Source organism: Microbacterium sp. (assembly GCF_031179285.1).
Lineage (GTDB): Bacteria > Actinomycetota > Actinomycetes > Actinomycetales > Microbacteriaceae > Microbacterium.
In genome coordinates this window covers 69,696-83,571 of the sequence record NZ_JAPSHY010000001.1, presented here as the reverse complement: position 1 = coordinate 83,571, position 13,876 = coordinate 69,696, and the positions used below count along the sequence as shown (strand labels likewise).

The window sequence follows — 13,876 nt, the reverse complement described above, 5'->3', positions numbered from 1 at the left end:
CGTCCCGACACGTTCAGGCGCCATTCGAAGCGATGAAAACCCGAAATCTTGACGAACGACGGAGACGGATTCGCCGAAGTTCCGAGAATCTCGCGGAAATGCGTCATGTTCGACCGCAAGAATCGCGTTTCTTTACGCCCGTCAGGCAGCGCCGAGCGCTTGACGCAGCAGGTGCATGAGGGCCGACATCTGCACCGTCTCGCCGGCCACGTCGTCCACAGCCTCGCCGTCGAGCGCGCGTGCCGCGAGTCCCTGCTTCTGGTCGATGAGCTCGGCGATCTTGGTGTCGATCGTGTGCGCGGCGATGATCCGCCACGCCGTGACCGGCTCGCCCTGCCCGATCCGGTGCACACGGTCGATCGCCTGCGTCTGCTCGGCGGCGGTCCAGCTGAGCTCGGCCAGCACGACGTTCGACGCCGCCTGCAGGTTGAGACCGACACCGGCGGCAGTGAGCGAACACACCGCGATGCCGACGGTCGGGTCATCGTTGAAGTCGTCGATCGCCTGCTGGCGCGCGGTCGACGTCTGATCGCCGCGAATGGACACCGCGCGGATGCCGGCCGAAGCGAAGTGCGCTTCGGCCTGGTCCATCACGTCGATGTGCTTCGCGAAGAAGACGACCTTGCCCACCGAACGCTGCAACTGAGCCGCATAGTCGGCGGCGAGCTGTGCCTTCGCCTGACCGATGCGTCGCACCATGGTGAAGACGTTGTCTCCGCCGGTGCCTGCAGCCTTCGACTCCTCGAGCTCGTTCTGCGAGACAAGGCGGACGATGTCCTCATCGATCTCCCCCGGCGCGAGTCCGCGTTCGCCGCGGGCATCGATGATCCGGCGGTACCGACCGGCGAGACGCTCTCCGAGCTCTCGCTCGGCCTGGCGGATGCTGCGCCCGAACTCGTCGTCCAGCTGCACCGGCAGATCTGCGATGAGCTTGTCCGGAAGGTCGGCGGCGACATCCTTCTTCTTGCGCCGCACGATGCCCATCGAGATCACCGCATCGCGAGCCTCAGGATAGAACGCCTTGTCGGCCGGTGTGAGACCGGTGGCGTCCAGCTTCTCCATCAGCTCGGGTCCCGGCTTCTCACCGGTCGTCCAGCCCAGGAACCGCCAGATGGCGTCGAAGTCCTCGACGTCGTTGATCAGCGGTGTGCCGGTGAGCGCCAGCATGAGCGGGTTGCCGCCGGGCGTGCGCTCGCGCACTCGGGCTGCGAGAGAGAGGACGTTCTGCGACCGCTGCGAGGACAGGTTCTTGATGAAGTGCGCCTCGTCGACGACCATCCCCCGCAGGCCGATCGAGGCGAGCCAGGACAGGTGGCGGTCGAGGATCTCGTAGTTGACGATGAAGACGTCTGCGAAGGCGTCGATGTCGTCGCCGTCACCCTGGATGACGGTCGCGCGGCGCTGTGGAGTCCACCGCTCCACCTCTCGCGCCCAGTTCATCTTCACCACGTTGGGCACGACGGCGAGCAGCGGGTAGGCGCCGGCGACGGATGCGGCCAGTGCCGACTGCGCCGTCTTGCCAAGACCCGGCTCATCGGCCAGCAGAAAGCTGCGGTGCCCCTCGCGGACCGCTTCGAGGAAACGCGACTGGTGCACCATGACCTCAAGGCCCTTGGGTGACACGTGGTCGTACTCCGGAGCGGGCGGCAGGTCCATGGTCGCCGCGCCTCCGCCGGCACCGGTCTCGAAGGCCTTGTACAGCGGACCCATCAACTCCCACCCGTCGAGGCGGCGCCGCGGCGTCGCGGCCGGTCGTGGGGTGAGATCGGGAGCGAGGAAGGGGTTGGCGAGCTGCCTGGCCTCGACGGACGGCGGCGTCACCTGACGTTCGGCGATCGCTGCGGGCACCACGGGCGCGGGGATGGGTGCGATATCGGCGATGATGAGTTCCTCGGGCGCGAGCTCGGCTCCCGATTCGAGGAGCCAGTCGCGGCGCATCCGCTTCGCCACCGGCGAGGTCGCCTGGTCGGCTTCGAGCAGCTGGATCAGCGAGGTGTCCCTGGCCGCTGTCTTGGCGAGGATCGTCGCGACGCCATCGAGCCGCTTGAGCAGCTCTGCGCGAGTGGGGTCGCCGATCTCGGCATCCGCCTTCACGCGCGCGCGCTCTTCGCGCACGAGGAACGCGATCACCTGGAACTTCACCCGGTTCGTCGGGCCGAGCTTTCCGCGCTGGGACTTCGCCTCGATCTCGCGTACTTTGCGCGCGAGGATGGGGATGAGGGGTGCCTCGTCGTCTCGGCGGGACGTCTTCTTGCGCCGCGTGGCGGCGGTTGCCGTAGTCGGCATGCTTCTCCTGAGCGTGAGTGCCGAGGCGCCGGTGGGGCGCTCGAGCCGTTCTCGATGTCCGCGTGTGGCATGTGCCAGGACCGTACGAACAGTAGATCTCGTTCCCGCCGATGCGCGTGTGACGCGCGATCACCCGGTGGGAACACAGTCAGCTTACGCCATCGGGGCGGCGCGGAGCGGAATGCCGTCATGAAACGCCATTCCGGGGTGTGTCAGCCCACGCTCAGTCCCTCGGCTGATTCGGCCTGGCGGAGCGCGCTTCGTCTCATGAGGATCACCGACACGCCGACGACGCCGACGAAGACGATGGACAGACCGGTGAAGGCGAACCAGTTCGCGTCGAGTGCGAGCACGATGGCGGCCGACACGACGGCGATTCCGGAAGCCGTGAGTTTGCCTCCGAGCTTCAAGCCCATCGCAGGTCCGAGGCCCCCCTTCCCGGTGCGCGCCAGCAGCATGTCGGCCAGTGCGTCGAGGGCGGTGAGGAGGGCCGCGGCGTACGCCATCGCGCACCCGAGAGCGCCCCACAGGTTCGGCGCCTTCGGCGTCTCTGCTGCTGCGGCCAACGCCGAATACCAGATGTCCACGGACGTCAGCGTAGGGCCTGACCGCTCCCAGCGGTAGAGGAAGGTCTCTGGTTCAGCGCGCAGAGAGAAGGGCTTCAGCGTCTGCCACGTCCGCGGCCATCTGCACCTTGAGCTCGTCGATGCCGTCGAACGCGACCATTCCTCGCAGCCGCTGGACGAACACGACGCTCACGTCGTGCCCGTAGAGGTCGAGCCCAGTCTCGCCGATCACATGTGCTTCCACCTGACGCTCCGGCACGTCGTCGAAGGTCGGGTTGGTGCCCACCGAGATCGCAGCGGGATGACGCAATCCGGTGTCGTGGTCGACGAGCCATCCCGCGTACACGCCGTCAGCCGGGACGAACGCATCGACGACGGTGGAGAGGTTCGCCGTCGGATAACCCAGCTCGCGGCCGCGCTGCAAGCCACGGACGACCTCGCCACGCACGTCGACCTCGCGACCGAGCGCGACCGCGGCAGTGGCAACGTCGCCCTCGATGAGCAGTTCGCGGATCCACGTCGATGAGACTCGTCGGTCGGCGCCCGGGAGATAGACGTCGTCGACGACGTCGACGGTGAAGCCGTACCCCGGACCGAGCGTGCGCAGCAGATCGGGATCGCCCGCTCCTCCGCGCCCGAACCGGAAGTCCGCTCCCACCAGCACGGTGGACACCTTCAGGGCTGTGACGAGGATCTCCGCGACGAAGTCCTCGGCGCTGCGCGAGGCCATCGCCTCGTCGAAGGTGAGCAGCAGCGTCGCGTCGAGATCGAGTTCGGCGAGCAGTTCGAGCTTGCGCTCCACCGAGACGACGTTCTCGGGGCAACGATCCGGGCGCAGCACGGCGAGCGGATTCCTGTCGAATGTCACGGCGACGGCTCTCGCACCCCTGGCGGCGGCGGCATCCTTCAACCGGCCGATGACCGCCCGGTGACCCGCGTGCACGCCGTCGAACTTTCCGATCGCGACGACCGAGCGACCGAAGTCGACGGGAATCTCCGCCGGATCGCGGAAGACGATCACGCCGTCACTCCAGCCTGCTGCGGGGCGGCGGCCGGCCGGTGTGTGCGCAGCCACCAGATTCCGAACAGCGGAAGCACGAGCGGCACGAAGAGATAGCCGATGCCGAAGAGCGACCAGACGGTCTCGTGCTGGAACAGCGCAGGCAGCAGCAGGCTGAGCGCTCCGACCACGAGCACACCGGTCAGTTCGAACACGATCGCCACCCAGGCGACGGTGTACCAGCCGCTCCGTCCGGCCAGGACGAGGGCGAGGGTTGCCAGCACGTACACCACCGCGGCCAGTGCGGACAGCGAGTAGGCGAGCGGCGCCTCTTCGAACCGGCGGATGATCTGCACGACGCTCCGGCCGGTCGCAGCGAGTGCCATCACGGCGTAGACGATCACGAGGACACGGCCGATGCCGGTCATCCGAGGCGCGGGGGCGGTGGTGCTCATAGCGCCTCCCATCCTAGATGCGCGCGGGCGCGAAGGCTGCGCGGTGCCCGGGATGCGCGCGGGCGCGAGGGGCTGCGCGGTGCCCGGCCGGGTCAGGCGATCTGGATGGTCCAGATCGCATGCATGCGCCAGAGCATGATCGCGATCGCAAGGGCGGCGACCCCCAGGATCACCGTGCTCCACCGGCTGCGTTCCATCAGCGCCCAGAGCACCGCCCCCGCGGGAAGGAGAACGGCAGAGACGAGGTAGACCCAGAACTCGAGCAGATCCCCGGTCGGCGGGTTCCCCGCCAGCGGGCCGATGATCGCGACGACGACCTGCGTGACCAGCAGCGCCTCGACCACCGCGAGGGCTCCCACCGAGAAGTCGCTCGGCCTGCGCCCCATCAGGCCCAGCGCGACGCACAGCAGGCCCGCCGTGACGGCCACGACGATCTGGACCACGGTGAACCAGAGGATCACGAGGTCACCTCCGGCATGTTCATGACACTCTTGAGGTCGGCTCCGCGCTTCTCGACGACACCGACGAGCACGCCGTCGGGATCCACCGCTGCCGCGAGCGGGCCGAGCAGACGCTGTGCCTGGCCGGCGAGCCGCTTGCCATGCCGGAGGTCTCTGGCATCATCGGAGGTCACATCGAGCGGCTGGAGGATGCGCGTCGCTGCGGCTGCGGCTGTCATCGTCCGTGCATCGGCGAGGGCGTCGATGCCGACAGCCTCATCGAGGCGGAACGGACCGACCCTGGTGCGGCGGAGCGCGGTGAGATGCCCTCCGACCCCGAGCTGGTCGCCGAGGTCTCGAGCCAGCGAGCGGATGTAGGTTCCCGACGAGCAGTCGACGATCACGTCGAGATCCAGCACGCCGTCACCGGGTCGCTCGTCGAGCACGTCGAAGCGGGAGACCACGACGTCGCGGGCGGTGAGGACGACGTCCTCCCCCGCGCGCACCCGGTCGTATGCGCGTCGACCGTCGACCTTGATGGCGGAGACAGAACTCGGCACCTGCGAGATCTCACCCCTGAGGGTCTCGATGGCCGCGGCGATCCGGTCCGGCGTCACCGGCTCCCACGCCGCTTCGGCCGCCTGCGAGATGATCTCGCCGTCGGCATCGTCCGTGCCCGTCGCCTGGCCGAGCCGGATGGTGGCTTCGTAGGTCTTGTCCGCGCCGACGATATAGGTGAGCAGACGCGTCGCGCCTTCGATCCCGATCACCAGCAACCCGGTCGCCATCGGATCGAGCGTCCCGGCATGGCCGACCTTGCGCGTGCCGAACGCCTTCCGGGTGCGGGCCACGACGTCGTGGCTGGTGAGCCCGGCGGGCTTGTCGACGAGAAGGATGCCGGGCGATACCATCCCCCCAGCCTACCGAGGCCGGCGGCCGGGCCCGGTTCGTCCCGCGCGCACCCGCGGGTCCTCGCCTAGGCTGACGGGATGCCGCAACCGACCCCGTCCGCTCGCTTGAGCGTGCAGCTGGCGAGGTGGTACCGGCACAACGCGCGCGATCTGCCATGGCGTCGCCCGGCGTTCCACGAGACCTACGGGGCATGGGGTGTGCTGGTGAGCGAGTTCATGCTGCAGCAGACTCCGGTGAACCGCGTCATCCCGTATCTGGAGGCCTGGCTCGCGCGCTGGCCCGACCCGCCCACCATGGCGGACGCGAGCCCCGCCGACGTGGTGCGCCAATGGGCGAACCTGGGCTATCCGCGAAGAGCGCTGTGGCTGCATCGCGCGGCTGTGGAGATCACCCGGGTACATGACGGGCACGTGCCGCGCGACGTCGATTCACTGCTGTCACTGCCGGGGATCGGCGACTACACCGCGCGAGCCGTCGCCGCGTTCGCGCACGGCGACCGGCACCCCGTCGTCGACACCAACACCCGGCGCGTGCTCGCGAGAGCGATCGAGGGCAGAGCACAGCCGCGTGCCACGTCGCGGCGCGATCTCAAGCTGATGGAGTCGCTGCTGCCGTCGTCGGCCGCCGAGTCGGCGGTGTTCAACGCCGCGATGATGGAGCTCGGCGCCACGGTCTGCACCGCACGTGCGCCGCGATGCGCGCGGTGCCCTCTCCGGTCCGATTGCGCGTGGCTGGCGGCCGGTATGCCCGACACGGGCGATGTCCGCCGGCGTCAGGCAGCGTACGAGGGGTCCGACAGGCAGGCCCGTGGTGCCGTGCTGCGGACGCTCCGCGATGCCGCTGGTGAGCCGGTGGCGATGGCGGACGTCATCGCCGACTGGCCCGATCAGCTGCAGCGAGACCGCGCCATCGACTCACTCGTCGCCGACGGGCTCGCCGAGGCGTCCGAACACGGCCTGTCGCTGCCCCGCTGAGGCGGAAGCGGCGACTCACGAAAGGGGCACGACGCGGACTATTCCGCGTCCTCCGCCTCTCGGGGCTTGACGTACGGGTCGGCCTCGCCGGCGTGCACCGCCGATGCCGCCATGCCGGCGACGGCCGCATCGCGCTCCTGCGCCTCACGCAGCAACGCCGAGATGTGGTCCGCGTTCTCAGGAAGCGCATCCGGGATGAACTCGAGCGTCGGCACCAGGCGAGTGCTGAGCTGACGACCGACTTCGCTTCGAAGCATCCCCGTGGCCGAGGCGAGAGCCGCGCCGCTGGAGACGCGCTCCTCTTCGGAGCCGAGCACCGTGTAGAACACGGATGCGTGCTGCAGATCGCCGCTGACGCGGACGTCGGTGATCGTGACGAAGCCGAGGCGCGGATCGCGCAACCCCTTCTCCAGCCTCTCGGCGAGGATCACACGGATACGGTCCGCGAGGCGGGCCTGTCGTTCTCCAGCCATTGTTCTCTCCTTCTTCACGAAGCCTTCGGGCGAGGATGCTCAGCGCACCCTCGCCCGAAGATGTCGAACTGATCAGCCCCGGGGCTTCTCGACGAGCTCGGTCGTCTCGATCTCGTCGCCGACCTGGATGTCGTTGAACTTGCCGAGACCGATACCGGCCTCGTAGTCCGTGCGGACTTCGGTGACGTCATCCTTGAACCGACGCAGCGACTCGATGGCCAGCCCATCGGCGATGACGACGCCGTCACGGATGACACGTGCCTTCGCGTTTCGCGTGATCGTTCCCGACCGCACGATGACACCGGCGATGTTGCCGAACTTCGAGGAGCGGAACACCTCGCGGATCTCGGCGACACCCGACTGGACCTCTTCGTACTCCGGCTTGAGCATGCCCTTGAGCGAGCTCTCGATCTCGTCGATCGCGTTGTAGATGACCGAGTAGAACCGGATGTCCACGCCCTCACGAGAGGCGCGCTCGCGCGCCTTGGTGTCGGGGCGGACGTTGAAGCCCACGATGATCGCGTTGTCGATCGTCGCCAGGTTCACGTCGGACTCGGTGATCGCACCGACTCCGCGGTGGATGATCCGCAGCTGCACCGAATCATCGACCTCGATCTTGAGCAGCGACTCCTCCAGCGCCTCGACGGCACCGGACACGTCACCCTTGATGATGAGGTTGAGCGATTCGACCTTGCCCTCTTCGAGAGCACGGGTGAAGTCCTCGAGCGAGATGCGCTTGCGGGCCTTGGCCAGCTGGGCGTTGCGCTCGACGGCTTCGCGCTTCTCGGCGATCTGACGCGCCATGCGGTCTTCCTCGGTGACGATGAAGACGTCGCCGGCCCGCGGCACGGAGTTCAGACCCTGCACCTGCACCGGACGCGACGGGTAGGCCTCGAGGACCGCCTCGCCGTTCTCGTCGGCCATCGCACGCACACGGCCGTAGGCCGTGCCCGCCACGATCGCGTCACCGATCCGGAGCGTTCCGGACTGGATGAGCACCGTGGCGACCGAACCGCGGCCCTTGTCGAGCTTGGCCTCGATGGCGACACCGCGCGCAGCCTTGTTCGGGTTGGCAGTGAGGTCCAGACCCGCGTCAGCCGTGAGCAGCACCGCATCGAGGAGCTCCTGGATGCCGGTTCCGGCACGCGCGGAGACGTCGACGAACATGACGTCACCGCCGAACTCCTCGGCCACCAGGCCGTACTCGGTGAGCTGCTGGCGCACCTTCGACGGATTCGCATCCGGCTTGTCGACCTTGTTCACCGCGACCACGATCGGCACGTTGGCGGCCTGTGCGTGGTTGAGGGCCTCGACCGTCTGGGGCATGATGCCGTCGTCGGCGGCGACCACCAGGATCGCGAGGTCGGTCACCTGTGCACCACGGGCACGCATGGCGGTGAACGCCTCGTGACCGGGGGTGTCGATGAACGTGATCGCACGCTCGATGCCCTCGTGCTCCGTCCAGACCTGGTACGCACCGATGTGCTGGGTGATGCCACCGGCTTCACCCTCGATGACGTTCGTCTGGCGGATCGCGTCGAGCAGACGGGTCTTACCGTGGTCGACGTGACCCATGACCGTGACGACGGGGGGTCGGATCTCGAGGTCGTCCTCGCTCTCCTCCTCGAGCTCCTGGTCGAGGTTGAGACCGAAGCCCTCGAGGAGCTCCTTGTCCTCGTCCTCCGGGGAGACCATCTGGATCTTGTAGCCGAGCTCCTCGCCCAGCACCTCGAACGTGGCCTCATCCAGCGACTCGGTGGCTGTGGCCATCTCGCCGAGGTTGAACAGGATGGTGACGAGCGTGCCCGGCTGAACCGTGTAGCCCGTCAGCGTCTCGATCTTGTCGGCGAAGTCCGCGATCGATGCGCCGCGGCGCATGCGGATCGTCTCACCGTTGCCGCGAGTGACATTGACGCCACCGACGACCGGAGCCGACCGCATTTCGAACTCTTGCCGCTTCGCCCGCCGCGACTTGCGCTGCTTGCTCTTTCCGCCGCCCTTACCGAACGCGCCGGCGGTGCCACCGCCGGGACCGCGGCCACGACCGCCGCCCCCACCGGGACGACCTGCGAACCCGCCGCCGGGGCGTGCACCGGGGCCGCCGGCACCACCGGGTCCACCGGCGCCACCGGGACGACCGGGGCCGCCGGGACGCTGCTGGAACGGTGCGCCGCCGGGACGACCGCCACCACCGGGCCGGCCTGCGCCACCGGGACGACCGGGGCCGCCGGGACGCGGGGCGCCCGGACGCGGAGCGCCCGGTCGCGGTGCCTGCGGACGCGGGATGTTGCCCGGCGTCGGGCTCGGGCGCTGGCCCATGCCCTGTGCGGAAGCGAAGGGGTTGTTACCCGGACGGGGGCCTGCCGGACGCTGACCCATCCCCTGCGCGGAGGAGAACGGGTTGTTGCCGGGGCGCGGAGCGCCCGGTCGGGGAGCGCCGCCGTCGGGCTTGGCTGCCGCAGGCGCCTCCTGCGCCGGCGCGGGGGCCGGTGCGGGGGTCTCTGCGACCGGTGCGGGTGCTTCGGGGGCAGGAGCCTCCGGAGCAGGCTTGGGGCCCGGCTTCGGGCCCGGGGTCGGTGCCGGCGATGCCGCGGCGTTCTGCTTGGCCGCGGGCTTCGCGGCAGCAGGCTTCGCGGCGGGCTTCGCAGCACCGTCGGCCTCGATCGCCGCGCGGAGCTTGCGTGCGACGGGCGGTTCGATGGTCGATGACGGGCTCTTCACGAACTCGCCGAGTTCTTTGAGCTTTGCAAGAGCGACCTTGCTGTCGACGCCGAGTTCGGCGGCGATCTCATGTACGCGTGGTTTTCCAGCCACAATTCTCCTGTCTGGGTCGGTCTGCCCAGACAGGGCAGACCACTAGTCGCGGACGGGTCTCATTTCGAGCCGTTCACTTTGTTTCCATAGCTGTTCAGCCTTTGTTTCTCGATGGTCTGCGTGTCCAGAGGTGTGGACACACGCAGTGCTCGTCCGAAAGCGCGGCGCCGCAGGGCGGCATCCATGCATTCCTGAGTCGGATGCAGCCACGCGCCTCGCCCCGGCAGGACGGCACGCTCATCGAGGATGAGCACGTCGTTCTGGGACACCACCCTGAGCAGAGCGGAGCGGGGAGCACGCATGCGACAGCCGACGCACGTTCGTACGGGTTCCATCTTACACCTGCGATCCGTCTCGCATCGTCGCCCGCCCACCCGGTGAGCCGGCGTCGGCGTCACTCGTCCAGCACGCTGTCCGGCTGGATGTCGATCTTCGCGCCCGTGAGCTTGGCCGCCAGACGCGCGTTCTGGCCTTCCTTGCCGATCGCGAGGGAGAGCTGGTAGTCCGGAACCAGAGCCCGCACAGCCTTGGTGCCGGCATCGAGGATGAACGAGCTCGTCACCTTCGCCGGCGACAGCGCGTTGGCGACGAAGGCCGCGAGCTCGGGGTCGTGGTCGACGATGTCGATCTTCTCCCCCGCCAGCTCCTCGGTCACGGCACGGACGCGGCGACCGAGCTCGCCGATGCACGCACCCTTGGCGTTGATGGACGGATCGTTGGCCTTGACCGCGATCTTCGTGCGGTGACCCGCCTCACGCGCGAGCGACACGATCTCGACGAGACCGGCGGCGATTTCTGGCACCTCCAGGGCGAAGAGCTTGCGGACGAGCCCAGGGTGGGTGCGTGAGACCGTGATCTGCGGTCCCTTCATCCCCTTGGCGACGCTCGTGACGTACACCCGCAGACGCGAGCCGTGAGTGTACTCCTCACCGGGCACCTGCTCCTCCGGCGGGAGGATCGCCTCGACGGACCCGAGGTCCACATGGATCATCCGGGGGTTGGGCCCCTGCTGGATGACGCCGGCGACGATGTCACCCTCTTTGCCCTTGAACTCCCCTAGCACGGCGTCATCGGCGATGTCGCGCAAGCGCTGGCTGATGACCTGCTTCGCGGCGAAGGCGGCGATGCGGCCGAAGTCATCCGGGGTGGCATCCTCCTCGCCGATGATCGCGCCCTCGTCGTCGCGCACGACCTGGAGCACGGCGACATGACCCGTCTTGCGGTCGAGATCGACCCGCACGCCCTCGGGCGTGGAGCCGTCGGCGGAGACGTGCTTGGAGTACGCCGTCAGGATGGCCTGTTCGATGATCGCGACGAGCTCGTCGAAGGGGATCGCCTTCTCTTTCTCGATCCCTCTCAGCAGACTCAGTTCGATGTCCATGACGGCCTCCCTATTCAGCTCTCGTCGTGGCTTGTTCACGCGCACGACATCCGTACCACGATACCCTGTGCCCACCACGCATGGCGACGACGGAACCGCGCCAGGCCAGGCGTCTCAGCAGGAGGATCCAGTGACCAGAGTCGACACGATCGTCATCGGGGCGGGCATCGCCGGGGTCACCTGCGCTCGGCTGCTCGCGGATGCCGGCCAGAGTGTCGTGGTGCTCGAGGCGCGTGACAGGATCGGCGGGCGCATGCACACCGATCGCTCCGCGGGGTTTGCGGTCGACCTCGGGGCCTCCTGGATCCACGGCATCGACGACTCCCCGCTGTGGAACCTCGTACACGCGCTCGGCATCCCCACGCTGGAGTTCACCGTCGGCAGCTTTCAGCCCGGCGGCCGCCCGATGGAGCTCTTCGACGACACGGGTGCGCCGATGGATGCCGACTCCTCCGCCCGGTGGGTCGCCGACGTCGAGTCGGCCGACCGGGCGCTGGTCGACGAGATCGCGCGCTCCGGCCCCGGGGACACCTATCTCGACGTGACCGAACGGGTGCTCGACCGCACAGGCTGGGATCCGCAGAGGATCGACGAGGTGCGGGAGTTCTTCCGGCATCGTGTCGAAGAGCAGTGCGGGGCTTGGATCGGCGATCTCGACGCGCACGGCCTCGACGAGGACGCGATCGACGGCGACGAGGTGATCTTCCCGCGCGGCTACGACGAACTGCCTCGAAGGATCGCTCACGGGCTCGACATCCGCCTCTCACACCTGGTGACGCGCGTGAGTCGATCGGGCTCCGGCGCCACCGTCACCACCGCGCAGGGAGACTTCCAAGCGGACCACGTCGTCGTCGCGGTGCCGCTCGGGGTACTCAAGGCCGGGGCGGTCGAGTTCGAGCCCGCACTGCCGGATCACGTCGCCGGCCCGATCGGGCGGCTCGGAATGGGCGTGTTCAACAAGGTCTTCCTGCAGTTCCCCGACCGATTCTGGGCTGAGGACAGCTATGTGCTGCGTGCGCTCGGCGAGCCGGGCGCGCACTGGCACTCCTGGTACGACGTCTCGGCGATCAGCGGACGTCCGACCCTGCTCACCTTCGCCGCCGGTCCGTTCGGACGGCACGTCCAGACGATGGCCGATGACGAGGTGGTCGCCGACGTGGTCCTCGCCCTCCGGCGGCTGTACGGCGAGGCGGTGGGCGATCCGGTCGCCCACCGCGTCACGCGCTGGGGTCACGACCCGTTCTCCAGGGGCTCGTACTCGCACATCGCCGTCGGCGCGTCCCATCGCGATCACGATGCGCTCGCCGGCCCGGTTGACGGCGTGCTGCATTTCGCCGGCGAGGCGACCTGGGGCGAGGAGCCGGCGACGGTGGGTGGGGCGCTGTATTCGGGACATCGCGCCGCGGAACGGATCACCGGGCGCACCATCGACCTCGATGATCTGGCGAAGAACGTCCTCGAACGAGAACGGCGTGGCTCGGACTGACCGGTCAGGGCGCGGTCGGAAGCGCGTTGATCGCCCGGATCAGTCGGTGCAGCGAACCGACCGCTCGCGGCCGCAGCCGGAGCACGAGCCGGTGCAGGTCGAGCCGATCCTGGTCGAGGTGCTCGACGTGCAGCGGGACGCTCTTCTCGATCGGCCCGTCGGCGAGCTCATCGGCGAACTGCTCGTTCAGGCCCGCGACATCCTCGTCGGACGGCTCGGCGCGCAATCGGAGGACGAGCCGGTCGCCCACCCAGCGCAGGGAATGGTAGTTGCGCCAGAACCGGGTGATCTCCGCGACCGCGGCGTCGACCGAATCGGTCACCAGCACTCGCTCGAGGTCGTCCGGCGCGATGACACCGGCAGGAATCATCTGCTCGTCCACGAAGCGGGTGAGCCCGGCCCAGAACCGGCCGTCAGGCTGATCGAGCAGCACGATCGGCATGGGTTCTGCTTTGCCGGTCTGCTGCAGCGTGAGCAGCTCGAACATCTCGTCCATCGTGCCGAAGCCGCCGGGCAGGCAGATGAATCCCAGTGATTCCTTCATCAGCATGAGCTTGCGTGTGAAGAAGTACTTCATCTGCACGACGTGCGCATCGTCGGCGACGAGGGTCTCGTCCGGCTTCTCCTCGAAGGGCAGGCGGATCGACACGCCGAGCGCCATCGCATCGCCCGCGCCTTCGGCGGCCGCCTGCATGATCCCCGGCCCCGCCCCCGTGACGACCATCCATCCCTGCGCGGCGAGAGCGGCCGCGACGTCACGTGCCTGGGCGTAGAGCGGATCGTCGTGAAGTGTTCGCGCCGACCCGAACACGGTGACCTTCGGTGTCTCGACGTAGGGACGGAACAGACCGAACGCGTCGCGCATCTCCGACAGCGCGGCCGAGGCGATCTTCAGGTCGAGCCGCGAGGTGCCGTCGGTGCCGAGGAGGAGCCCCGTTCGCATGATGCGGGCGATCAGCGGGCGATTCGTCCGGACGCCCGCGTCGTCGATAACCCTCGCGAGGTCTGCATCGAATTCGTCAGAGGTCAGCGCATTGCTCATGGTTCCACCCTGTCACGTCGCGACCCGCGCGGGCGATCGACCCGGCG

General features: G+C 68.5%; 13 protein-coding genes. 2 read left to right on the top strand and 11 right to left on the bottom strand.

All coding sequences use genetic code 11. From position 1 onward, the window contains the following. Nucleotides 1-141 precede the first annotated feature (141 nt). From RIN18_RS00415 to truB, 6 genes are all read right to left on the bottom strand, one after another. Complete coding sequence (locus RIN18_RS00415; RefSeq protein WP_309101955.1) at nt 142-2,286, bottom strand: DEAD/DEAH box helicase; 2,145 nt, start codon at nt 2,284-2,286, stop codon at nt 142-144. 212 nt (nt 2,287-2,498) lie between these two features. Further along, a complete protein-coding gene (locus RIN18_RS00410) occupies nt 2,499-2,873 on the bottom strand; it encodes a hypothetical protein (RefSeq protein ID WP_309101954.1) in 375 nt (124 codons plus the stop codon). A gap of 52 nt (nt 2,874-2,925) precedes the next feature. Beyond that, nucleotides 2,926-3,873, bottom strand: a complete 948-nt coding sequence (locus RIN18_RS00405) for a bifunctional riboflavin kinase/FAD synthetase (RefSeq protein ID WP_309102118.1) — start codon at nt 3,871-3,873, stop codon at nt 2,926-2,928. Then, nucleotides 3,870-4,280: a hypothetical protein gene (locus RIN18_RS00400; RefSeq protein ID WP_309102117.1), complete on the bottom strand. Its 411-nt coding sequence runs from the start codon at nt 4,278-4,280 to the stop codon at nt 3,870-3,872. Before RIN18_RS00400 ends, RIN18_RS00405 begins: the two co-directional genes overlap by 4 nt. A 119-nt stretch (nt 4,281-4,399) precedes the next feature. After that, a complete protein-coding gene (locus RIN18_RS00395; RefSeq protein WP_309101953.1) occupies nt 4,400-4,768 on the bottom strand; it encodes a hypothetical protein in 369 nt (122 codons plus the stop codon). Continuing rightward, a complete protein-coding gene (gene truB / locus RIN18_RS00390) occupies nt 4,765-5,658 on the bottom strand; it encodes a tRNA pseudouridine(55) synthase TruB (RefSeq protein WP_309101952.1) in 894 nt (297 codons plus the stop codon). Before truB ends, RIN18_RS00395 begins: the two co-directional genes overlap by 4 nt. Before the next feature lie 78 nt (nt 5,659-5,736). Here truB and RIN18_RS00385 point away from each other — a divergent pair, with 78 nt between their 5' ends. Next, nucleotides 5,737-6,633 carry an A/G-specific adenine glycosylase gene (locus RIN18_RS00385; protein WP_309101951.1) on the top strand — a complete coding sequence of 299 codons (897 nt, stop codon included), beginning with the start codon at nt 5,737-5,739 and terminating at the stop codon, nt 6,631-6,633. Between the two features lie 38 nt (nt 6,634-6,671). On the opposite strand, the gene rbfA is transcribed toward RIN18_RS00385, so the two are convergent. From rbfA to nusA, 4 genes are all read right to left on the bottom strand, one after another. Beyond that, nucleotides 6,672-7,106 (bottom strand): 30S ribosome-binding factor RbfA, encoded by a 435-nt coding sequence (gene rbfA / locus RIN18_RS00380; RefSeq protein WP_309101950.1) that lies wholly within the window; start codon nt 7,104-7,106, stop codon nt 6,672-6,674. 72 nt (nt 7,107-7,178) lie between these two features. Then, nucleotides 7,179-9,920, bottom strand: coding sequence for a translation initiation factor IF-2 (gene infB, locus RIN18_RS00375; RefSeq protein WP_309101949.1), 2,742 nt, complete (start codon nt 9,918-9,920; stop codon nt 7,179-7,181). Between the two features lie 59 nt (nt 9,921-9,979). After that, the gene (locus RIN18_RS00370; RefSeq protein WP_309101948.1) at nt 9,980-10,255 is read right to left on the bottom strand and encodes a YlxR family protein; all 276 of its coding nucleotides are present in this window, start codon (nt 10,253-10,255) and stop codon (nt 9,980-9,982) included. A 59-nt stretch (nt 10,256-10,314) separates the two neighbouring features. Further along, nucleotides 10,315-11,301, bottom strand: coding sequence for a transcription termination factor NusA (nusA, locus tag RIN18_RS00365; RefSeq protein WP_309101947.1), 987 nt, complete (start codon nt 11,299-11,301; stop codon nt 10,315-10,317). A 130-nt stretch (nt 11,302-11,431) separates the two neighbouring features. Between nusA and RIN18_RS00360 the strand changes: the two genes are divergently transcribed. Then, on the top strand, nt 11,432-12,787 hold the full coding sequence (locus tag RIN18_RS00360; protein WP_309101946.1) for an FAD-dependent oxidoreductase: 1,356 nt from the start codon (nt 11,432-11,434) through the stop codon (nt 12,785-12,787). 4 nt (nt 12,788-12,791) lie between these two features. Here RIN18_RS00360 and RIN18_RS00355 read toward each other — a convergent pair whose 3' ends face one another. Beyond that, a complete protein-coding gene (locus RIN18_RS00355; protein ID WP_309101945.1) occupies nt 12,792-13,829 on the bottom strand; it encodes a TIGR00730 family Rossman fold protein in 1,038 nt (345 codons plus the stop codon). Nucleotides 13,830-13,876 lie beyond the last annotated feature (47 nt).